Genomic DNA, 23,659 nt, shown 5'->3' with positions numbered 1-23,659 from the left:
TTAACAAATAAAATATGGCCTTCAGAAAAGACAATAAAGTAAAGAGTTTTACTAAAATAGCGATTGGGTTGGCTTCGCCGGAAGAGATTCTGGAACGATCCAGTGGCGCTGTACTAAAACCGGAGACGATTAACTATCGTACTTACAAGCCCGAACGTGACGGTTTGTTCTGCGAGCGTATTTTCGGACCGGTGAAGGATTACGAATGTCATTGTGGTAAGTACAAACGTATTCGTTATAAAGGGATCGTTTGCGACCGTTGTGGTGTCGAGGTGACGGAGAAGAAGGTAAGACGTGAGCGCATGGGGCACATTCAATTGGTGGTTCCGGTGGCTCATATCTGGTATTTCAAATCATTACCGAATAAAATCGGTTACTTGTTAGGTTTGCCTTCCAAGAAACTGGATACCGTGATTTACTATGAGAGATACGTGGTGGTGAACCCGGGTATCATGGGTGATACCGGTATCAAAACAATGGACTTTTTGACGGAGGAGGAATATCTGGATATTCTGGATAAGCTTCCGACGGATAATCAATATCTGGATGATGATGATCCGAATAAATTCATCGCTAAGATGGGTGCCGAGGCGATCTCCATGTTGTTGGAGCGTCTGGACTTGGATGATTTGTCCTATGATTTGAGAAATAAAGCGAACACGGAGACTTCTCAACAGAGAAAGAACGAAGCTTTGAAACGTTTGCAGGTTGTAGAGGCTTTCCGCGAGAGTAAAGAGATTAATAAACCGGAATGGATGATCGTGAAGGTGTTGTCTGTGATACCGCCCGAGTTGCGTCCGTTGGTTCCGTTGGATGGTGGTCGTTTTGCGACTTCCGATTTGAACGATTTGTACAGACGGGTAATCATCCGTAACAATCGTTTGAAGAGATTGATCGAGATCAAGGCTCCGGATGTGATCTTACGTAATGAAAAACGTATGTTGCAGGAGGCCGTGGATTCATTGTTCGATAACTCTCGTAAGTCTAACGCCGTAAAGATCGAGAATAACAGACCGTTGAAATCTTTGTCCGACAGTTTGAAAGGTAAACAAGGACGTTTCCGTCAGAACTTGTTGGGTAAGCGTGTTGACTATTCCGCGCGTTCGGTAATTGTCGTTGGGCCGGACTTGAAGATGCACGAATGTGGAATCCCGAAGGATATGGCAGCCGAATTGTACATGCCGTTTATTATCCGTAAGTTGATCGAGCGCGGTATCGTGAAGACGGTGAAGAGTGCGAAAAAGATTGTGGATCGTCGTGACCCGATTGTTTGGGACATTCTGGAAAATGTGTTGAGAGGGCATCCGGTTTTGTTGAACCGTGCGCCGACTTTGCACCGCTTGGGTATTCAGGCTTTCCAGCCGAAATTGATCGAGGGTAAGGCTATCCGTTTGCATCCTTTGGCTTGTACCGGATTTAATGCCGACTTTGACGGAGACCAGATGGCTGTGCATTTGCCGTTAGGTAACGAGGCTGTTCTGGAAGCGCAGATTTTGATGTTGTGTTCGCATAACATCTTGAATCCGGCTAACGGTGCGCCTATCACGGTACCTTCTCAAGATATGGTACTCGGTTTGTACTATATCACGAAACCGAGAAAAGGCGTGAAAGGTGAAGGTTTGAAGTTCTATGCTCCCGAGGAAGTGATTATCGCTTTCAACGAGCGGGCTGTGGATTTGCATGCCGAGATTGAAGTGAAAATTGATGATGTAGATAATGAAGGGAACGCGATCAACCACATGATTAAGACTACTGTCGGTCGTGTGATATTGAATCAGTTTACCCCGAAGAATTATCCGTATATAAATACCTTGATCACGAAGAAAGCTTTGCGTGACATCATCGGTGACGTGTTCAAACGTTGCGGGGTGGATGTGACCGCCAAGTTCTTGGATGATATCAAAGACTTGGGTTACCGTAAGGCGTTCGAGGGTGGTTTGTCATTCAACTTGGGTGACGTTATCGTGCCGGAGAACAAGCAAGATTTGTTGCAGGAGGGATACGATCAAGTGGAAGAGGTGATGATGAACTATAACATGGGATTCATTACCAATAATGAAAGATATAACCAGATTATCGATATTTGGACACACGTGAACGCTAACTTGACTTCAACTTTGATGAAGCAGTTGGCATCTGACGATCAGGGATTCAATTCTATCTACATGATGTTGGATTCCGGAGCCCGCGGATCTCGCGAGCAGATTCGTCAGTTGGGTGGTATGCGTGGATTGATGGCGAAACCCCAAAAATCCGGAGCTACCGGTGGTCAGATTATCGAGAACCCGATTTTGGCAAACTTCAAGGAAGGGCTTTCGGTGTTGGAGTACTTCATTTCAACCCATGGTGCTCGTAAAGGTTTGGCGGATACGGCATTGAAGACGGCAGACGCCGGATACCTGACTCGTCGTCTGGTTGACGTGGCAAATGACATCACGATTACTGAGGAAGACTGCGGTACGTTGAGAGGGGTTACCATTTCGGCTATCAAGAATAACGAGGAGATCGTATCTTCTTTGTCCGAGAGAATATTGGGACGCGTGTCCGTGCATGATATTTATCACCCGAATACCGGTGAATTGATCGTGGCATCGGGTGACGAGATCACGGAAGTGATTGCCGATATTATTGAAAAATCACCGATCGAGCGAGTTGAAGTACGTTCCGTACTGACTTGTGAGGCGAAGAAAGGAGTTTGTGCTAAATGTTATGGACGTAACCTTGCTACCAGCCGTATGGTTGAGAAAGGTGAGGCTGTCGGAGTTATTGCGGCACAGTCTATTGGTGAGCCGGGTACCCAGTTGACATTGAGAACTTTCCACGTGGGAGGTACTGCCGGAAATATTTCCAGCGAGAACTCGTTGAAAGCGAAATATGACGGTTATGTCGAGTATGAGGAATTGCGTTCTGTCGAGCATGTGTTGGATAACGGAACGACTTGTGACGTTGTTGTCGGACGTTTGACGGAGTTGCGCATTCTGGATAAAAACACGAATATTATATTGATTTCTCACGCTATCCCTTATGGGGCTAAATTGTTCGTGAAGGATGGTGATGAAGTAAATAAAGGTGAGTTGCTTTGTGAATGGGACCCGTTCAATGCGTTGATCATTACTGAATTTGCCGGAACTGTCGGGTTGGAGAACTTGATTGAGGGTGAAACCTACAAGGAAGAATCTGACGAAACGACCGGATTTAGAGAGATGATTATCATCGAGTTCCGTGATAAGATGAAAGCTCCCGCTTTGCGTATCAATGATGCGGAAGGAAATATGATCAAGAGTTACAACTTGCCGGTAGGCGCTCACATCGTTGTAAAAGAAGGTGCAGAGGTAACGGCAGGTAGTACGATCGCGAAGATTCCGAGGGCTGTTGGTAAGGCAGGCGATATCACGGGAGGTCTTCCTCGTGTTACCGAGTTGTTTGAAGCTCGTAACCCGTCGAACCCCGCGGTTGTATCGGAAATTGACGGGGAGGTAACTTATGGTAAGATCAAGCGCGGTAACCGCGAGATCATCGTAACTTCTAAAGCCGGAGAGGTGAAGAAGTATCTGGTATCTCTGTCAAAACAGATATTGGTTCAAGAGAACGACTATGTACGTGCCGGAACCCCGTTGTCTGACGGTGCGATTACCCCGATCGATATTCTGAATATCGAGGGACCGATCAAAGTACAGGAATATATCGTGAACGAGGTACAGGATGTGTATCGTATGCAGGGTGTGAAGATTAACGATAAGCACTTCGAGATTATCGTACACCAAATGATGCGTAAGGTATTGATTCAAGATGCCGGAGACACGAGATTCTTGGAAAACCAAATCGTTGACAAAGGTGAGTTCATGGAAGAAAACGATTCAATCTACGGTAAGAAAGTTGTACTGGATGCCGGAGATTCGGATCGGGTGAAACCGGGGCAAATTATCACGGTACGTATGTTGAGAGATATTAACTCTCAATTGAAACGTCGTGACTTGAAGGTGATAGAGGCTAGGGATGCGGTGCCCGCAACTTCGGCACAGGTATTACAAGGTATTACCCGCGCTGCATTGCAGACGGCAAGCTTTATCTCTGCTGCTTCATTCCAAGAGACCACGAAGGTGTTGAACGAAGCTGCAATTTACGGTAAGGTCGATCCTCTGGAAGGATTGAAAGAGAACGTGATTTGCGGTCACTTGATACCAGTGGGAACAGGTATGAAAGAGTTTAGAGGTATGATCGTAGGCTCTAAGGCGGATCTCGAAAGGATGGAAAAATAACGATAAGATAGAGGCGCCGAAAGGCGCCTCTATTGTTTTATAACTATAACCGAACCATTATGGAAGAGAAAAAACAACAACTTGATATCGAATTAAGTCATGAGGTGGCACAAGGGACTTATGCTAATCTGGCTATAATTTCCCATTCCTCGTCGGAGTTTATCGTGGATTTTATTCGTATTATGCCGGGTGTGCCGAAGGCTGACGTGAAGAGTCGTATCATACTGACCCCGGAACATGCCAAACGTTTGATGTTGGCGTTACAAGATAACATCCGTAAATTTGAAATGAATTTCGGTAAAATTAACTTGCCCGAAGGTGGTGGTCCCGGAACTCCGATGTTCCCGTTGGATTTGGGAACGAAGGGACAGGCTTAGTAATTTACGATTTCAGATTTATGATTTTAGATTCCCACGTACTTATTCAATTTGTAATTTAGCAATCAAAAGCGCAGATTTGTGCGACTGGAATCATAAATCTGAAATCGTAAATCTAAAATTACTAAAGCCATTTTTTCCGTTTAAAATAGAGTAGCATGATGATGGTGATGAGAATCATGATACCCCATAGGATGAAGTAAGCGTAGCGGTGATTTAGTTCGGGCATGTATTGGAAGTTCATTCCGTAGATGCCGGCGATGAAAGTGAGCGGGATGAAGATGGCGGAGAAAATTGTCAATACTTTCATGACGTCGTTGATCCGGTTGCTAGTGTTGGTTTGGTAAAGATTGATCTGGTCGGATACCATGGAGTAGTAGATTTCGATAGCTTCCTGTGCTTGTAGAACCAAGTCGTCCAAGTCGTGCAGATAGGTGTACGTGCGTTCATTGATTAGGGGCGAATCACAGTTCGTGAAACGGGAGGTGACTTCTTTGAAAGGACGGACGTTTTTCCGGATGTAGGATAATTCCGTTTTGTAATGATAAAGACCTTCTATTGTTTTCACGTCGGATTCGAGAATTGTTTTTCCTCTTGACTCAATATCGGCACCCAGTATTTCCAAGTTGATGATATAGCTGTCTACAATCGTATCCAGCAGCGCATAGCAAAGATAGTCCGTGCCATAAGTGCGGATACGGGTTTTCCCGTCATAAAGGCGTTTCTTTACATCCTTGAAATAATCTGCGTCGGTTTCCTGTACCGTAATCAGGTAGTGTGAGCCGACGATGAAAGAGAGTTGTTCCATGTGCACGACATCATCTTCTTTGCCTAAATAGAAAGATTTGGCAATAATGTACAGGTGGTCGGATTCATCGCTGAACCGGGGACGCTGGTCTGTGTTTAAAATGTCTTCCAGAAAAAGGGAAGATATATCGAATGCTTTTCCTATTTCGGCAATCAGGCCTGTGTTCTGAAGACCGGATATGTTGATCCATGTCATGTGGTCGTTGGATACCATATTACTGATACCGTCGACTGTTTCCGGAAAGGATTCTTTGACTCCTTCCGGGGTGTATTGTATGACATGGATCGAATTTTTAGTCATTTTCTGTTTCCCGATAAAGATAAGGGAACCGGGAGCGGCTCCTTGTGATTTTGTCCGATCTTTCAGAAATCTAGCCATAATGCAATATAAATTAAAAGTTATTTTGGAATATCGGAAGTGTCCGAATCGGAGTTTTCTATTTTTAGTTTGATGGGATTGGAACTATCGCCCCACGTGAGAGTCCTGTACGGGAACGGAAATTCGACGTTCTTTGCGTCAAATACTTTTTTCAAACGTCTGCGATATTCTCTTCCGACAGCCCATTGTTGCATGGGTTTGGTTTTGAGGACAAGACGGATAACAACGGCACTGTCCGCGAAGTCATTGACGCCGCTGATGGATATCGGTTCAAGCATCAGTTCCTTGTAAACTGGGTCGTTATACATTTCATCACCGACTTGCTGCATGAGCATGACGGCATTGTCCGTGTCTTCTTTGTACGCTATACCGATTTGCAGGACGATGGCAGACCATTCTTTTGTCATGTTCGAGAGGGTATTAATTTTTCCGTTTTGGAAAATGTGTACTATGCCGGAACTGTCCCGTAGGGTAACGGTACGTAGTTCTATTTTCTCGACCAAACCTTCCGTGCCGTTGATAACAGCCCAGTCCCCGGTACGCAATTGATCTTCCAGCAGGATAAAGAAACCGGAAATAAAGTCCCGAACGAGTTCCTGTGCGCCGAAGCCGACAGCCAGACCGACAATACCGGCACTGGCAAGGATGGGGGCGATGTTGATATTGAATTTGCCGAGAAGAATCAAAAGGAAGATGACCCATAAGAAGATTCTTCCGATACCATATATAATACCCGTGAGTGTGTTTATCCGTTTTTCCGCTTCCATGTCGTCAATATCTGCGGCTTTGTGGGCTTTTGATACGGCAATTTTTTTCATTTTTTTGGTTGTGAAGCGTAATGCCCGGAGTAATGAAACGAAAAGGACGATTAATATCGCGATGGAGGGAAGTTGTATCACGCACCAAGTGATTAATTTGGTAAGCATTTCATTCCAGAAGTTTGCCGTGAATACAGCCGGAACCCGTGATGCGGCCTCTTTCGTGTTCCAGAAAACAATAACCCCGTCTATTTGTGTGCTGTCCGGAATGTTTTTCTCGATTACTTCATTGTTCGTGTTATCCCACCAAGAATCATCCAAGTTAGCTTTGTTAATTAGAAAGTTTGTGCTGACTTTCGGAACAGAAACAACGATCTCGCCCGAAGAGGGAAGGAAATGAATATTGTGATAGGCATCCCGGAGTTGTCCCAGCGTGGAGTTGAGCCCGATGCCCTCTGCCGTCTTGAAGACGGTATCCCGGATGATAATACGGTTGATGTATGAACTGGTATCTCCCGCGACTTCGGAGGTGGCAGTGAATAATAATTTCCCCTCCCGGTCATACACGTTGTAGTCGTCAAACTCTTGATTGAAGAATCCTTCTTTGTTTTTAATCAGTTTGATTTGTTTTTTAGGGTATAACGAGTATAACTTGTTGATATTCGTGCCTCTTTGAATAGGTCCCACGTGATTGGCGCTGATCGTGTACGGGTTTCGGTCGTCGGGATTTTCGATGAAATCGGAGAGTTTTGATTTCTTTCCGCAACTTGCGATCCCCATAACCAAGCAGAGAAGAATCAAGTAATGTTTCATGGTAATATGTCTTATATTTAATATGTTATTATACACGATATATTCGATAAAATTATACAAAACTTATTATCTATACAATTTTGGGTAGGTTTTTGTTCCATTTTGAAAGGGAAATTATTCATTGGAATTTTCAACCGTAACAAGAAAGTAACAAAAAAAGGCGGAAAAACGAGCCTTGTTTAGAACTGTTTTATTTTATTTGTGTTGAAAAACATGTTTTTCAACATGCTCAGGCTTGATTGTCAATGGTATATATCGAGAGAAAAAAATAATGATGCAAACTTGTTTAGATATTTGTATTGGCTACCTTTACGCATGTTTTACAACATAAAAATTGTGTGATTTTGTAATATACATTTTGTAATTTAATATTAAAGAACAAGTAACTAAGTCATGAGTGAAAAGACAGAAGTTATCGACAAAAAAAATATTGTAATCCGTTTTTCGGGGGATTCGGGAGACGGTATGCAATTGACGGGTTCGCAGTTCTCGGATGCTGCAGCTTTATTTGGAAACGGAGTATCAACGTTTCCGGATTATCCCGCGGAGATACGCGCACCGCAAGGAACTGTAGGTGGTGTTTCCGGTTTTCAGGTACATATTGGGGATAATCCGGTGAAAACCCCGGGTGATTTTGCTGATGTGCTTGTGGCGATGAATCCTGCCGCTCTGAAAGCTAATTTGCGTTGGGCTAAAAAGGGTGCAACGATTATCGTGAATTTGGATGCATTTAATGATAAGAACATCGAGAAAGCAGGGTATAAGGCAAATCCATTGGAAGATGTTGTCTTGCAGGATTATAATGTAGTCCCGGTAAAAGTGACAACTTTGACGGAAGAAGCTTTGAAAGACAGCGGTCTGGATCAAAAATCTATCGTTAAATGTAAGAATATGTTTGCTCTTGGTATGATATACTGGATGTTTGACCGTACGGTAGATCACACGAGAGATTTTATTAACCAAAAATTCGGTAAGAAACCGGAGATCGCGAAAGCTAACGTGAAAGTTTTGGAAAGCGGATTTAATTATGCTGCCAACGTACACGCTTTAGCTGTACACTTCAATGTGGCTCCCGCTCATATAGAAAAAGGTCGCTACCGTACGATTACCGGAAACAAGGCAACTGCGTGGGGATTCCTTGCAGCGGCTGAAAAGGCTAATTTACCTTTGTTCTGCGGTTCTTATCCTATTACTCCGGCAACGGATATTTTACAGGAATTAGCATTAAGACGCGATTTAGGAGTGAAAACCTATCAGGCAGAGGATGAGATTGCCGGAATTTGTACTTCTATCGGTGCAAGTTACGTGGGTAATCTGGCTATAACTACTACTTCCGGTCCCGGCCTTGCATTGAAGAGCGAAGCTGCCGGATTGGCTGTAATGGCTGAATTGCCTTTGGTTATTGTTGACGTTCAACGCGGTGGTCCTTCAACAGGTCTTCCCACGAAGACGGAGCAATCCGACTTGTTGCAGGCTCTTTACGGGCGTAACGGTGAAAGTCCTATGCCTGTTGTAGCAGCAAGTACCCCGGGTAACTGTTTTGATTACGCGTTCTGGGCAGCTAAAATAGCTGTTGAACATATGACTCCCGTTGTTCTGTTGACTGACGGTTATCTTGGAAACGGTGCGCAACCGTGGAAGATTCCGGCAATGAAAGATCTTCCGGTGATAACCCCGAGAGTGGCTAAAGAGGGAGATGATTACAAGCCTTACGCTCGTGATCCGGAAACTTTGGCTAGAATGTGGGCTTTGCCGGGAACGAAAGGTCTGGAACACCGCATCGGTGGTTTGGAAAAAGTAAATGTTACCGGAGAGATTAGTTATGTTCCTGAAAACCATCAGGTGATGACTGACTTGCGTGATGCGAAAGTGGCTAAGATTGCCGATTATATCCCGGAACAGGAAGTGTTCGGAAGCCAAGATGGTGGCGACGTGCTTGTTGTCGGATGGGGTGGTACTTACGGTCACTTGTATTCCGTGGTAAAGGAACTGAGAGAAGAGGGTGCGGATGTTAGTTTGGCTCACTTCAATTTTATTAATCCGCTTCCGAAGAACACGGGTGAAGTGCTTGCGAAATTCAAAAAGATTATTGTTTGCGAGTTGAACTTGGGACAATTTGCTCAATATTTGAGAGCTAAATTCCCGGCATATACTTATTATCAATATAACAAAGTAGCAGGATTACCTTTCACGGTAGTTGAGCTGAAAGAAAAAATAACCGAATTATTAGGAAAATAATCATGGCAGAACAATATACACCGAAAGATTTTAAGAGCAACCAAGAGATTCGTTGGTGTCCGGGTTGCGGTGACCATGGTATCATCAACTCTGTACAAAAGGCCATGGCTGAATTGGGGTACCCGAAAGAATCGTGGGCAGTTATTTCCGGAATCGGGTGTTCTTCTCGTTTCCCCTACTACATGAACACGTATGGTTTCCACACGATTCATGGGCGTGCTGCCGCGATAGCATCCGGGGCAAAGAGTGCTAACCCGAAATTGAATATCCTTCAGGTTTCCGGTGACGGAGATGCGTTGGCAATCGGGGGTAATCACTTTATTCACGCTATCCGTCGGAATATCGATATTACCACTTTAGTGTTCAATAACGAGATTTACGGTTTGACAAAAGGACAGTATTCTCCGACCACGAAATTGGGTACGAAGACTAAAACTTCTCCTTACGGTACGATTGAAACTCCGTTTAATCCCGGAGAATTGGTAATCGGTGCACAAGGAAAATTCTTTGCTCGTTCGTTGGATATGAATATTAATTTGACTGCCGAGGTGATCGAGGCCGGTGTGCGTCATAAAGGGACTGCAGTTGTGGAGATTCTTCAGAATTGTGTGATTTTTGCCGATGGTGCTCATGCCGCGATTACCGATAAAGAAATGAAAGAGGAACGTCAGTTGATTTTGAAACACGGTGAACCGATGGTTTTTGGAAAGAACAAAGATAAAGGTATCATGTTCGATATGAAAGCCGGAAAGTTGAAAGTTGTGGAGATAGGTAAAGATGGCATCACTCTTGACGATATCATGGTACATGACGCTCATAGTGTGAATCCCTCTATACATTGGATGCTGGTGCACATGAAAGCTCCGGAATATCCCGTGGCATTGGGAGTTATCCGTGATGTGGAAGGCATTACTTATAATGATGCACTGGAAGGACAGATTGAAGACGTGAAAGCAAAATCACCGATTCATTGTGTTGACGATTTATTGAACAGCGGTGACGTTTGGGAGGTAAAATAAATTGTTTGATAATAAAAAAATAGAGGCGTTTCATTGAAACGCCTCTATTTTTTTATTTCGAGTGGGGTATGGATGCGATACCCCATTGGGTATTGGGAATAGAATCCATTTTTAATTTTAAATGTCCGCCGTTCATGATTTCCTTACGATAGAACCAGCAGTCGTCCAACGGTTTGCCGTTTAACGTGGCGGATTGAACGTAATAGTTTGTCGGGGAGCAATTTTCCGTTTCAATGATAAATTCTTTTCCGGAATAATATTTCGGGTTAAGTTTGATTGTAATCTTGTTGAATTTGGGGCTACCGATTTGGTAGGACGGGGTGATGTTTGTTCCCCCTTGCACGTCGAACAGTCCCATGGCAGCCAGTACGTACCATGCTCCCAGTTGTCCTTGGTCTTCATCTTGCCCGTAGCCATAGCCGTGTTCGGGAGTGAGTCCGTAAAACTCGTCACAAATTAGACGGCTATATAGTTGAGTCAACCAAGGTTTGCCGGAATAATTGAATAACCAAGCATCGTGCAGGCAAGGTTGATTACCTTGGTTGTACAGTTTCTCGACACCCGAAAAACTGTCGATTTCTTTGCCGCCGCCGAAAAGAGTCTTGCGTGACTCGGCGAACGTGTTTTCCAATCTTTCGTTGAAGACATCTATTCCCATGAGGGAGATTAGATTTTTCACGTCATGCGGAACGTACCACGTGTATTGGGCGGCATTCCCTTCTTGGAATCCTTTCCAGCCTTTCATCGGGTCGAAATCTTTCATGAATGTGCCGTCCTCTTCCCGCGGGCGTATGTATTTTGTTTCGGGGTCAAAAAGGTTTTTGTAAGCATGCGAGTAATGTAGCAGCGTGTCATACTCGGCTGTTTTGCCCAAGGCCTTTGCCAATTGTGCTGCGGCATAGCAACTGAATGCGTATTCCAGCGTGTGGGATGCCCCGAAATTGCATACCCATTCGTTCGGGTACAGGTAATCTTTCAGGGGTATATAGCTCCTCTTGATAAAGTATTCGTTATCGTATTTCCCGTTACCCATGTCCCTGCCGATGTATTCCAATTCGTTTTTACGCACAGCGTCCCATGCCGTGTGGATATCGAAGTCCCGGATGCCTGCCTGATAAGCGGCACAAATCACTAGCCCTTGAAAGTTGGTTTGCACGCCATTCGTGTAGACTCCTGCGGCTTCGCCGTCATGTAACCAACCGGAATTTTTGTAGAAGTCGAGATTGGATTTCACGTAGCTGGAATAGATTTCCGGGTAGGCGAGAGTCCATATTTGCGTGAGGTTCCAGAAGCCGCCCCACATGCCGTCCGTGTTGTGGTGGGCGTATTGCGGTAGCCCGTGTTCATCCAAGGGAATTTGACCGACCGTTTTGTCATGTTGAATAAATTGCCCATTTATGTCGTTGGCAATGCCTCTGCCGAGTAAAGCATGGTATAGTCCGGTGTAGAATTTGGTTTTGTCTTCATCGGTTCCACCCTCGACTTGTACGCGTCCCAGCATTTCGTTCCATGTTTCGCGAGCGCTGTTTCTCACGTTGTCGAATGTTTTGCCTTTTGACTCTATTTCCCGATTGTTGCGGGCGTTTTCAATGCTCGTGTAGGATAGTCCTACCTGCATTTGTATCTGTTCCTGCTCTTTTGTCTTGAAATTCAAGAATAATCCGCATCCGGGACCTTGCACGGCGTGAGAATTTTCGGTAATCTTGTCATTGATAAATGTACCGACGGATTCTGGTTGCTTATCCAGTTTGGCGGCAAAGTAGATTTTCACTTTTCCCTCCGGCTGACAGAAAATGGCGTAAACCGGATAGTTTTCCACCCAACCGGTCACCTCGTTGCTTTCGGGATGATAGGTTACTTCTGCGTCGGTCACGGTTGCGCTTTCGCCTTGTTTGTGTCCGATGTCGAATAATATTCTTGCTTCCGATGATTCGGGGAAAGTGTAGCGGTGAAAACCCGTGCGGGTTGTTGCCGTGAGTTCGGCTTTGATATTGTAATCGGTGAGATTCACGGAATAATACCCCGGTGTGGAGCATTCCGTGTTCTTGTCGATGCGGGAACGATAACCTTCATCCGGATTTTCAAGAGAACCGGGAAGTGTTTTCAATGTGCCCGTGGTTGGGATTGTCACGACTCCCCCGATTTGAAACTCGTGAAAATGGGCAAAGCCCTCGATTGAATGATGGCGGTCATCATATCCACAGGGAGTCCAACTTCCGTAACTTCCATAGGCGTTTGTCGTCGGGGCTAATTTTGCCATACCCATAGGGAGTGCCGCGGGTGTATAGAAGAACCAACGACAATGCACTGAACCGATTTGTGGGTCTACCCAATCAACGGGTTGCTTTTTTACGTTCGTGTCTTGACACGAGTAAAGTAGTGATATAAACAGAAATAGGCTAATGAGAGTTCTCATGGATACTTGCTATTTTAAAAGTTTTGATGATTTTGCCTACAAATTTATCTTTTTTTGATTTTCTCTTCATTAAAAAAGAATAAATTTGTAATGCAAAGAATTAAATTTTTTTCCTATGATGCATCTGAATATATTAAGTGTTACATTGCCTCTGACCAATCCGGTGTTGATATTCTCTGTAATTCTTTTTATTATTCTGTTTGCACCTCTCTTGTTACACCGGTTCCGGATTCCGGATATTGTCGGTTTGATCATAGCCGGGGCGGTGATAGGTCCTTACGGTTTGCACGTTATGGATCGGGATAGCAGTATCGTGTTGTTCGGGACGGTAGGATTATTGTATATCATGTTTGTTGCCGGTCTGGAAATAGACATGGCGGATTTCAAAAAGAATAGCAAGAGAAGTTTAATATTCGGTTTGTACACGTTTTTTATTCCGATGATTCTGGGAACGTTTGCGGGAGTCTATTTATTGGATTTTTCTTATCCGACTTCCATATTGTTGGCGAGTATGTTTGCTTCGCATACTTTGGTGACTTACCCGATTGTCAGTAAATACGGGATCACGAAAAACAGGGCGGTTAATGTTGCGATCGGGGGGACTGTTATTACTTGTCTGCTCGCTTTGCTCGTGTTGGCGGTGATTGTCGGAATGTCTACCGGGGAACTGACTCAAGGTTTTTGGATCAGACTGGGAGTTTCGACGGTATTGTTCGCGTTTATTGTCTTGTGGGTTTTTCCCGTCGTGGGACATTGGTATCTCAAGCGTTATGATGATCGGGTAGGGCAATTTATTTTTGTGCTGGGATTGGTTTTCTTGGCTTCTTTCTTGGCGGAAGCCGCCGGGTTGGAGGCAATTATCGGGGCATTCCTTGCGGGGTTGGCATTGAATCGTCTGATTCCGAATACTTCCGCTTTGATGAACCGGATCGAGTTCGTGGGAAACGCTCTTTTTATTCCGTTCTTTTTGATAGGAGTCGGGATGCTGGTTAATTTTCACGTGTTTTTTAATGATCTGACTTCGATATGGGTAGCAGTAGTTATGACGGTGGTAGCCACGGTTTCCAAGTTTATTCCGGCATGGTTGACTCAACGGAATTTTAAATTCACGAGTTCGGAGAGAACGTTGATTTTCGGGTTGAGTAACGCACAAGCCGCGGCAACTTTGGCAGCCGTGTTGGTCGGGTATAACGTGATATTAGGGACGACACCGAACGGGGAACCGATTCGTTTGCTGAACGAGAGCGTGTTGAACGGTACGATCGTGATGATTCTGGTGACTTGTATTGTCGCTTCCTTTGCCACGCAGAAAGGGGCGCAAGAGGTAGCCTTGGCGGAGTTTGCCGAGGAAGAGATGGAAAGTGACGAGGATGCGGAAGACCGGATATTGATCCCGTTGAGTAATATCGAGAACGTGGAAGAGTTGGTCAATCTTGCCGTAACCATAAAATCAAAGAAAGCGAAGTCGGTCATGACCGCTTTGAACGTGATTAAAGCGGACACGGGTGATTCGACGGCAGAAAAAAGAGCGAATCTGTTATTGGAAAAAGCCACGAAAGCGGCAGCCGCCACGGACAACCAGTTAGTGACTTCTTTGCGCTACGACGACGACGTGGTGAACGGTATTAAAAATGCCACGAAAGAACATAAGATCACGGATATCGTGTTGGGACTCCGTAAAGAGGGCGAGATATCGGATACTTTCCTAGGTAATCTGACAGACCGGGTTTTGTCGAAATGTGCGACGACTACTTTGGTGTACCGTCCGTCGCAACCCTTATCGACAATCAAACGATATATCGTGGTAGTTCCCCCTCGTGCCGAACGGGAAATCGGTTTTCCGTATTGGGTGATACGGATATGGAATATTGCTAAAAATTCGAGTAGTAAAATTATATTTTATGCTGATGCCTCGGTGTTGTCGGTCTTGCAGGAAGTGAATGCGAAACATGCTGTTGAAGTCGAATTTAATGAATTTGCCGATTGGGATGATTTCCTGATTATTTCCCGTGATGTGAAGGAGAACGATGCTTTGATGATCGTGATGAGCCGTCGGAATTACCCGTCTTACGTGAAAAACATGACGTTGGTGCCGACGTATCTGAACAAATATTTCAATAGGCATAGTTGTATTTTGATTTACCCGATGCAAATAGGTATAGGTGAACAGGAACTTGGAGCGCTAAAGAGTATACCGCACGCGGATTCACATGATAGTCTGGATGATTTGGCGGACGTGATGAGGAGTCTGTTTAAAAGGAATAAATAATTTTATGTGGTAGGTGTATGAAAAAAGTCGTTGTCATTTTAGGGATTATTTTACTGGCTTATGCGTTTAAGGAAATGTCCCCGTTCGAGAAAAAGTTATTGAGTAACCTCACGGCACAGATTCGGGAATTGCAGCAGGAAAAACTTTATCTGCACACGGATAAAAGTGTCTATAACGTGGGGGAAAAAGTCTGGTTTCGGGCGTATCTTGTTCATGCGGCGGGCTTGCAGCCTATCGTGTACAGTCGATTCGTGTATGTTGATTTGGTAGACCGACGGGATTCTATCGTGCAGCGTATCAAGGTGGTGTCACGGGATTCCTCTTTTTACGGTCAGGTGAACATCCCGAAGGATTTGCAACAAGGGGATTATTGTTTGCGGGGATATACTTACTATATGCAGAATCAAGGGGAGGATTTCCTGTTCAAGAAGAAAATACGGGTTATAAATCCGAAAGATTCTAAGGTGTGGACGGATGTGACTTACACGAAAAACCGGGAGAATAATTACACGGCGACGATTCGGTTGCTGGACAGCGAGGGAGAGCCTTATGATAGGGTTTTACTGACCTATATTGCCGGAATTAAAAAGGATCAGTATTCCAAGAAAAACGCCCGGACGGATAAGGAGGGGAAATTCGAGGTGAAGATTGACACCACGATGAAAACTATAGAGGTGGAGTTTCCGGAGGGACGTCCGTTTCCTTTCAAGCGATATATTCATATACCTGCCCATTTGCGGGATTTTGACGTGCAGTTTTTCCCGGAAGGCGGTTCGTTGTTGTCCAATAATTGGCAGAAAGTGGCGTTCAAGGCTATCGGGGCGGATGGGCGTGCCGTTCATGCCAGCGGAGAAGTATATCAGGATTCCGTGGTGATTGCCACGATAGAAACAGTACATGACGGGATGGGATGTTTCAAGTTACCGGTGAATCCGGGTAAGAAATTTTATGCCGTCATGAGAACGGAAGAAGGGGTAGAAAAGCGATTTGATTTGCCCAAGGTTTCTGACGACGGGTGGGGTATTTCGCTTATCGGGCAGGACTCCATGTTACATTATCGGGTAATTAAGGCCGTGAATGCGAAATTACCGAAAGAGTTGTATGTTCTGGTACATTGCCGCGGTATGCTTCTGGGGTCCAACCGGGTAAACGGATTAATGAAAGGAAGTATCGATATGAGTGTTATTCCGGAGGGAATTTCACATATCGTGTTGATGGACGGGGATGCTAACGTGTATAGCCAGCGTTTGTTTTTCAGGAAGCTCAAACAACGTCCCGAATTGAAGATCACCACGAATAAACCGACTTATGTCAGCCGGGAACTGGTGGAGATGGAAATTGATTTCGATGAACCTTTCAAGGGATATCTGGACGGCTCTTTTTCAATTTCTGTCACGGACAATGATAAGGTGGTGCAGGATTCGCTGGAGGATAATATTTTGTCCAATCTGCTGATGACTTCCGATATAAAGGGGTATATAGATCATCCCGCGTATTACTTTAACGATACGACCCCGGAGGTTGCCGCACACCTTGACCTCGTGATGATGACTCACGGGTGGACCCGTTTTGACATTTCCAAGATTGCTAAAGGAGAGTTCTCTGAAATGAAATTCCCGTTGGAAATCGGACAAATCGTGTCCGGACGGGTAAATAATTTCTGGGGGAAGAAGTCAAAAGGAGCGAATATCGTGTTGATTTCCAATTACGGGCTTTGCCGTATGGTGGAAACGGACGAAACGGGAAATTTTGTCGTGGACGGAATAGCATTCCATGACAGCACGAGTTTTCTGGTACAGGCATTGAGCGCGAAGGGGCGTCGGGGTGTTACCGTGAGAGTGGATGAGGATGAATTTCTGCCTGCCGTTTATGATTTACCCTATAATATGCAGGAGAAAAAGAAAGAAGAGGAATTTTACAAGCAACACGGGTTGAATTACTATTACGAGAATGGCGAGAAAATATACGTGTTGGACGAGGTGCAAGTCGTCCGGCGGAAAATCAAGAAGTCCTACTCGTTCTATGATAATCTGGCGAACCACCAGTTGGATTCCGCCAAAATTGCCGAGAATGGGATGTTCGATATTACCCAGATTATCCAATTGTTGCCCGGTGTCACTTTCGAGAAGGATGACGAGGGGGAAGATTGTTTCAAGCAGTTCGGGCGTAAACTTTATGTACTGGTGAATGATTTCGAGGAGCCGATGGATCAAATCCGGTTGATTCCGGTAGGTGCGTTACGGAATATTTCTTTGTTAGACCGTATGCAGGGACAGATCTTTTTTGGCGAACGAGGAGCGAACGGGGTGTTGATTATTTCAGCGGAACCGGGATGGACTCCGAAACCCTTGGGACGTCCGAACGTATTACCGTTTAAGCTACTGGGGTATCAAGTACCGGATGAATTCTATGTACCGAAATATGACGTGGATTCCGTACGCAAGGACAACCGCTATGACGAACGTTCCACGATTTACTGGAAGCCGGTTGTGACGATAGACAAGGGAAATCCGGCAAAGCTGTCGTTCTATACCGCTGATACTTACGGGAAATATACCGTTACCGTGGAGGGAATTACGACAAATGGAATTATTTGCCGGAAGCGAATACCGTTAATATTGAAATGATCCTGTATAAATTTATGCATCGTGATAGATAGAAGTTTACAAAACAAGAGATTTCGGGAAGAGCCGGATTATCTGGTGAAAAGACTCCGGGAAAGCGATGAGGAAGCTTTGGCTTTCTTGTTGACAACTTACGGCAAGTCTCTTTATTTTTATTGTAACTCTATTCTGAAAAATGATGTTTTCTCGGAAGACATTGTACAGGAAAGTTTTATGAGTTTGTGGGAGCGGCGGAAAGATTTTGTTGCTTTACTGCCGATTCGTGTATTTCTTTACCAGAGTGCCCGGAATAAGTGTTTGGATCAATTAAAGCATCAGCAAGTGATAGAGAAGCATGAAAACGAGCTGATTCGGGAGTTGAGCGAAGATACTTTGGACGAGAAGATGATCGAGGAGGAATTGCTGGGGCAACTCTATCGGGCGATAGAAGAATTGCCGACCGAATGTGCCCGGGTATTCAAATTGGGATTGGAAGGTTTGAGTAATCAAGAGATTGCCGACACGTTGAAAGTATCTATCCACACGGTGAAAACACAAAAACAACGGGCGATGACGACCTTGAAAAATCGTTTTGGTGCAGGAGTCGTGTTAGTGGTTTTCGGGGAAGCTTTTTTATGGCTGTAGAGATTGTTGCCGAATAATCCGGTATGGCGAAATCCGTGTAAAACACGGTGTCGTTTCCAAGAATTTATATCGGATTTTGTTTCGTTCATATCGGTTGATTTTTAAGATGGATTATTTTTTTTGAAAATAAATGGAAAACTTGTCATTCTTTTTGATAGGGTAGTCGTTATTTGTTCAAATGGTAGAAATGCAAGTATGGTAAATGACAAGAATAATTTGAAGATAGCTTCGTGGATTGCAGCCCGAATGAAAGGAATTATTCTTCCGGATGAAGAGAAAGCTTTGGAAGAATGGTTGGCGGAAAGTGATGAACACAAGGCTTTTTACGAGCGGGTGACGGAGGCGGAATTTGTTGCCGGAAGATTACGGGAATATGAGGCTTATTCTTTGGAAAAGGTGAAGGAGAGGGTAATGCCCGGCGTGCGGCAGACCGGACGAAAAGTTCGACGGATACGTTGGTTTGTGCGGGTGGCTGCTGTGTTATTGATACCTTTGCTGGCTGTAGGACTCCTTTTATTCACGGGCGAAGAACAGAAGCCGAGTCCGGTGGTGGCGGATGTGCTTCCCGGTGGAGAACGTGCTATATTGGAAATGGCTGACGGCAGCAGGATAGATTTGACAGCCGGAGAGGCAAAAGACCTTTCGTGTATGGCCGGAATAACGGTAAAGAATGATTCAAATATACTCGCTTATCAAGTGGATGGAAATGTTTCGGGGACAAAGTTGGAGTACAACACGATAATTATTCCCCGCGGGGGAGAGTATCGATTGACACTGGCAGACGGGACACGGGTGTGGTTGAATTCGGAAACCCGGTTGCGTTACCCGGTGGTTTTCACGGGTGAGCGACGGGATGCGTATCTGGAAGGTGAAGCCTATTTCGAGGTGACACGCACGGGAAAACCGTTTGAGGTACATTGTGAAGGTATGGCAATACGGGTGTTGGGTACCGCGTTTAATGTAATGGCTTATCGGAATGAGCCCGTGATACAGACTACGTTGGTAAACGGAAGTGTGCGGGTAACTTCGGAAATGCAGCTGGGACAACCGGTGGTGCTGACTCCCGGACGACAGGCAGAGATGAATGTACGCACGGGGAATATCGAGAGCCGGGAAGTCAGCGTGGAGAGTTACGTGGGATGGAAAGATCAGCTCTTTGTGTTTGACGAGGAGAATATGGAGAGTATGATGCGTAAATTAGCCCGTTGGTATGACGTGGATATCACGATCGAGTCGCCCGTGTTGCGGGAAAAGACTTTTTACGGGGTGATCCGGAAGTACGAGAATATTTCAAAAATATTGGATATGCTGAAAAAGACCCAGAACGTGGACTACACGATTAAGGGTCGAAATATCGTGATAAAAGAAATCCGATAAGATCGGGTAAATCTTATCGGACAGATTGTAATTAAACTCGCCTCGGTTTGGCAATTGACGCGAGAATAAATTAAAAACGTAACAAATGTATGAAAAAACAAGGATTAATTGTTCACCTGCATGGGTGGAAAAGTAAAATTTTGCGAGTGATGCGACTAATTGTAATCATGATGCTGTTCCCGACTTTGCTGTCTGCATTGCCGGGATTGGGACAACAGCAAATTAAAATGGAAGTGAAAGGTGCGACACTGGAACAGGTGCTGAAGGAGTTGCGCGCGTTGTCCGGGTATTATATCCTGTATAATATTCAGGACGTGAGAGCCGTGAAAGGAGTCGATCTGAAGGTGAAAAATGCGACCGTGGAGGAAGTGTTGAAACTCTGCCTGAAGAATACTAATTTAGTTTACGAGATTTCTGATAAAACGATATTGATATCCGCAAAGAAAGCGACGGTTAGTCAACCACAACAGCGAGAGCGTAGGATTCATGGCGTGGTGAAAGACGAGCAAGGGCATCGGTTAGCGGGAGTTGTGGTGTTTTTGAAAAGTAACCCGCGACAGGGAACCGTGACGGATTCGCTGGGATTTTTTTCTATCAACGTGAAGGACGGTATAGAAGAGAAATTACTTGTCCGTTTCGTGGGAATGGAATCGCAAGTTGTTCCGGTGACGAAAGTGATGGTATACGAGATTGTGATGCGGGAAAAAGTGGAAGAGGTAGACGAAGTTGTTGTAACGGGTTACCAGACTATTGCCAAAGAATTGTCGGCAGCTTCGACCTACACGGTGAAAATGGAAGATGTTATGGTGCCGGGAGCTACTTCCGTGGAAGATGTTCTACAGGGTGAAATTCCGGGCTTGATGTTGCTGTATGGTTCCGGCAGTCCTTCTTCTTTGCCAAAGGTGAGAATGCGGGGAACGGCAACATTGTTGGGTAATGCCGCTCCGGTATGGGTGGTCGACGGGGTGATTCAGGAAGATATCATGAACCTGTCGAATGAAGATATAATGGCTTTGTCGGACGGGGAAGATTACTCTATGTTCGGTAATGCCATTTCCGGTTTGAACCCGATGGATATTGAAAGTATCACTTTTCTGAAAGACGCGGCAGCTACCGCTATTTATGGAACGAAAGCGGCCAACGGGGTTATTGTGGTTACTACTAAAAAAGGAAGTGCCCGAAAAATGACGGTGTCGTACACGGGAAATTTGAAATTCACGGAGCGTCCGAGTTACCGGAAGTCGGCTAACATGATGAATTCTAAACAGAGAATGGCTATCACGAAAGAGATGTTTGACGATTGCCTTGTGTTTGAAGTGTTGCCACAGTACGGTTTCGAGAAAACCATGATTGATTATTTGAACGGGAAAGGGTCACTGGAGGATGCCTTGAAAGAGTATCAATACCGCGAGCAACTTAACACGGATTGGTTTGATTTGCTATTCGAGAACACGGTAAGTGATAATCATTCGTTGTCAGTTTCCGGTGGAAATCAAAATACAACGTATTATGTTTCATTGGGACTTGCCAATGACCGGGGAACTCAAAAAGGTGACGACACGAAACGTTACACGGCTAACGTGCGGGTGAACACGGAATTGGCTAAATGGTTGAAAGCGGATTTAAAAATGGGTTATTCGAGCCGTAAAGTATGGGGTTTCATGGGAACTACCCCGATGTATTATGCCTTGCAGACATCGAGAACGATTGCTCCTGACGAGCGTTATATCACCGAGATAAAATCTTTATCCGGGGATGTTGACGGGATAAAATATAAATTCGAGAACCCGATCACGTTTAATATTTTCGACGAGTTGGCAAACACTTCCAAGAAAACCCAGACAACGGAATTTTCTGCTTCTGCAAATTTGAAAATGGATATTTGGAAGGGTTTACGGGGCGAACTGCTTTTTGCTTATAAGGAGGCACATGGAGTGGAGATTGGTTACGCCACGGAGCAAAGTGCCTATATGGCACGAAAAAGAGGGTATGATTACGGTACTGTCGATATCGGGGGAATGGAAAGTAAGCTTTCCCAATACCCGTACGGGGGATATTACCAACGCCGCGATCAGGATAATAACCGATGGGAACTTCGCGGAACACTTCGGTTTACCCACGTGTGGAAGGAGGCTCACTCGTTGAATCTTATGGGTGGAGGTCAAATTTCTTCACAGAAAAGCAGTGGCTTTAATTCCAGTGATTATGGTTATTTCCCGGACAGGGGAAAGACTATTTTTTATGAATATAATAAAGATGATTCCGGTTTTTTAGGCAATAATTATGGTTCTTCGACGTCGAAACACCGCGTGACACTTTCGGACAGACCCAACAATGCCGTGAAAGTAATGGCAGCATTGGTTTATGATTACAAACGTCGTTACGTGCTGAATGCTAGTTTTAGCGTGGATGGAACCAATCGCTTCGGTGAGAACAAGAAGTTCCGTTTCTCTCCTATATGGAGCGTGAGTGGTCGTTGGAACATGTTGGAGGAGAAGTGGATGAAAGATCAGAATTTGTTAAGTGCTCTCGACGTGAAAGTGAGCTACGGTTTTCAGGGAAACGTGGTGTATGGCGTGAGTCCGAAATTGATAGCCGGGTATCTGACCGGAAATAATGCGATAAATCCTTACGTGGGAGAATTCCAATTACAATTGAGAAATATCCCCAATTCCGATCTGGATTGGGAGAAGACGCGTACCGTGAATTTTGGAGTGGATTTGGGATTCTGGAAAAACAGATTCTCGCTATCAGCGGAATACTATATCAAATTTGGTGATAAGGTATTATATGATAGACAATTGCCATTGGCGTACGGGGTTGAGAAAACTTATTTTAATGATAGTAAGTTGACTAATGAGGGTGTTGAATTGTCATTGAGGGGGAATGTCGTGAAAACAAAAGATTGGAACTTCGTTTTGTCGGCTAACGTGGCTTTTACGCGTAACGAGGTTAAACGTCCCGGGTATAGAGATGTGTACTTGAGTTATTTGAACGGGTATTCCGCTTTTTCAGGTTACTCCGTGGGTTCTTTCTGGTCGTGGAACTTTAAAGAATTGGGAAGCAATGGAATGCCTATTTTTGATTTAGGGGAAAACACCTCTTACACGAAAGAAGAATTAAGAAGTGATCCGATGAAATATCTGGTACATTCCGGTAGTAAAAATCCGGATATAGTAGGAGGATTTAACGTGAACCTATCCTATCGGAATTTATCCTTTAATTCGAGTTTCGCTTTTGCTTTGGGAGCAATGAAGCGGTTGCGTACGGTTTATCAGAAGGGGCAATATACGGTTACCGTTCCGAAATTCGATGCAAATTTGCCCGTGGAATTTGTTGAACACTGGAGAAAATCCGGGGATGAAAATACGACCAACAAACCGGGTTTCTTGCGTCCCACGGAATCGGCATCTTGCATACACCCCGGTGGAACAAGTAATATCTATGAAATGTGGGATGCTTCCCAGCATCGAGTAGTGAGTGCCGATTTCATGCGTTGCAAATCGATGACTTTGACCTATAAAGTGCCCGAGAAGATATTGTCAAACGTGAAATTATCCTTTTTGTCTTTCAGTTTGACGGGAACGAATCTGTTTGTGATAAAGAATAAACGGTTGCATAAAGAAGATCCGGAAGCCGGTTCCATGAATGTACCGATTCTTCCATCGTATAATTTTTCAATTAATTTAAATTTATAGG

Annotated in this window: 12 protein-coding genes; 9 read left to right on the top strand and 3 right to left on the bottom strand. The window is 44.7% G+C overall.

The window, feature by feature from the left end; genetic code table 11:
* Positions 1-14 precede the first annotated feature (14 nt).
* Positions 15-4,259 (top strand): DNA-directed RNA polymerase subunit beta', encoded by a 4,245-nt coding sequence (rpoC, locus tag H8S64_RS13830; RefSeq protein WP_186976729.1) that lies wholly within the window; start codon positions 15-17, stop codon positions 4,257-4,259.
* Positions 4,260-4,318: 59 nt separating this feature from the next.
* Positions 4,319-4,636, top strand: coding sequence for a DUF3467 domain-containing protein (locus H8S64_RS13825; RefSeq protein ID WP_099290541.1), 318 nt, complete (start codon positions 4,319-4,321; stop codon positions 4,634-4,636).
* 124 nt (positions 4,637-4,760) lie between these two features.
* On the opposite strand, the gene corA is transcribed toward H8S64_RS13825, so the two are convergent.
* Both corA and H8S64_RS22405 read right to left on the bottom strand, forming a co-directional pair.
* On the bottom strand, positions 4,761-5,822 hold the full coding sequence (corA, locus tag H8S64_RS13820) for a magnesium/cobalt transporter CorA (protein ID WP_186976727.1): 1,062 nt from the start codon (positions 5,820-5,822) through the stop codon (positions 4,761-4,763).
* Positions 5,823-5,842: 20 nt separating this feature from the next.
* On the bottom strand, positions 5,843-7,393 hold the full coding sequence (locus H8S64_RS22405; protein ID WP_222621185.1) for a mechanosensitive ion channel family protein: 1,551 nt from the start codon (positions 7,391-7,393) through the stop codon (positions 5,843-5,845).
* A gap of 393 nt (positions 7,394-7,786) precedes the next feature.
* Here H8S64_RS22405 and H8S64_RS13810 point away from each other — a divergent pair, with 393 nt between their 5' ends.
* Positions 7,787-9,631: a 2-oxoacid:acceptor oxidoreductase subunit alpha gene (locus H8S64_RS13810; RefSeq protein WP_186976725.1), complete on the top strand. Its 1,845-nt coding sequence runs from the start codon at positions 7,787-7,789 to the stop codon at positions 9,629-9,631.
* A gap of 2 nt (positions 9,632-9,633) precedes the next feature.
* Positions 9,634-10,650, top strand: coding sequence for a 2-oxoacid:ferredoxin oxidoreductase subunit beta (locus H8S64_RS13805; RefSeq protein WP_099290538.1), 1,017 nt, complete (start codon positions 9,634-9,636; stop codon positions 10,648-10,650).
* A 52-nt stretch (positions 10,651-10,702) separates the two neighbouring features.
* Here the strand turns inward: H8S64_RS13805 and H8S64_RS13800 are convergent, their stop codons facing one another.
* Positions 10,703-13,066, bottom strand: coding sequence for a GH92 family glycosyl hydrolase (locus tag H8S64_RS13800; RefSeq protein ID WP_186976723.1), 2,364 nt, complete (start codon positions 13,064-13,066; stop codon positions 10,703-10,705).
* A 115-nt stretch (positions 13,067-13,181) separates the two neighbouring features.
* On the opposite strand from H8S64_RS13800, the gene H8S64_RS13795 reads away from it, so the two are divergent.
* The 5 genes from H8S64_RS13795 to H8S64_RS13775 all read left to right on the top strand — a co-directional run bounded on the left by H8S64_RS13795 (position 13,182) and on the right by H8S64_RS13775 (position 23,658).
* Complete coding sequence (locus H8S64_RS13795) at positions 13,182-15,335, top strand: cation:proton antiporter (protein ID WP_186976716.1); 2,154 nt, start codon at positions 13,182-13,184, stop codon at positions 15,333-15,335.
* Positions 15,336-15,352: 17 nt separating this feature from the next.
* Entirely contained in the window at positions 15,353-17,962 is a 2,610-nt protein-coding gene (locus H8S64_RS13790; protein ID WP_186976714.1) for a hypothetical protein, read from the top strand.
* Between the two features lie 21 nt (positions 17,963-17,983).
* On the top strand, positions 17,984-18,583 hold the full coding sequence (locus tag H8S64_RS13785; protein WP_176554918.1) for an RNA polymerase sigma-70 factor: 600 nt from the start codon (positions 17,984-17,986) through the stop codon (positions 18,581-18,583).
* Between the two features lie 195 nt (positions 18,584-18,778).
* Positions 18,779-19,960, top strand: coding sequence for a FecR family protein (locus H8S64_RS13780; protein WP_186976712.1), 1,182 nt, complete (start codon positions 18,779-18,781; stop codon positions 19,958-19,960).
* Between the two features lie 149 nt (positions 19,961-20,109).
* The gene (locus tag H8S64_RS13775; RefSeq protein ID WP_176554917.1) at positions 20,110-23,658 is read left to right on the top strand and encodes a SusC/RagA family TonB-linked outer membrane protein; all 3,549 of its coding nucleotides are present in this window, start codon (positions 20,110-20,112) and stop codon (positions 23,656-23,658) included.
* Position 23,659 lies beyond the last annotated feature (1 nt).

The sequence above is a fragment of the Butyricimonas hominis genome, assembly GCF_014287455.1.
Lineage (GTDB): Bacteria > Bacteroidota > Bacteroidia > Bacteroidales > Marinifilaceae > Butyricimonas > Butyricimonas muris.
Note: the sequence above shows the minus strand (reverse complement) of the source record. Positions and strands in the feature narration are given on the sequence as shown.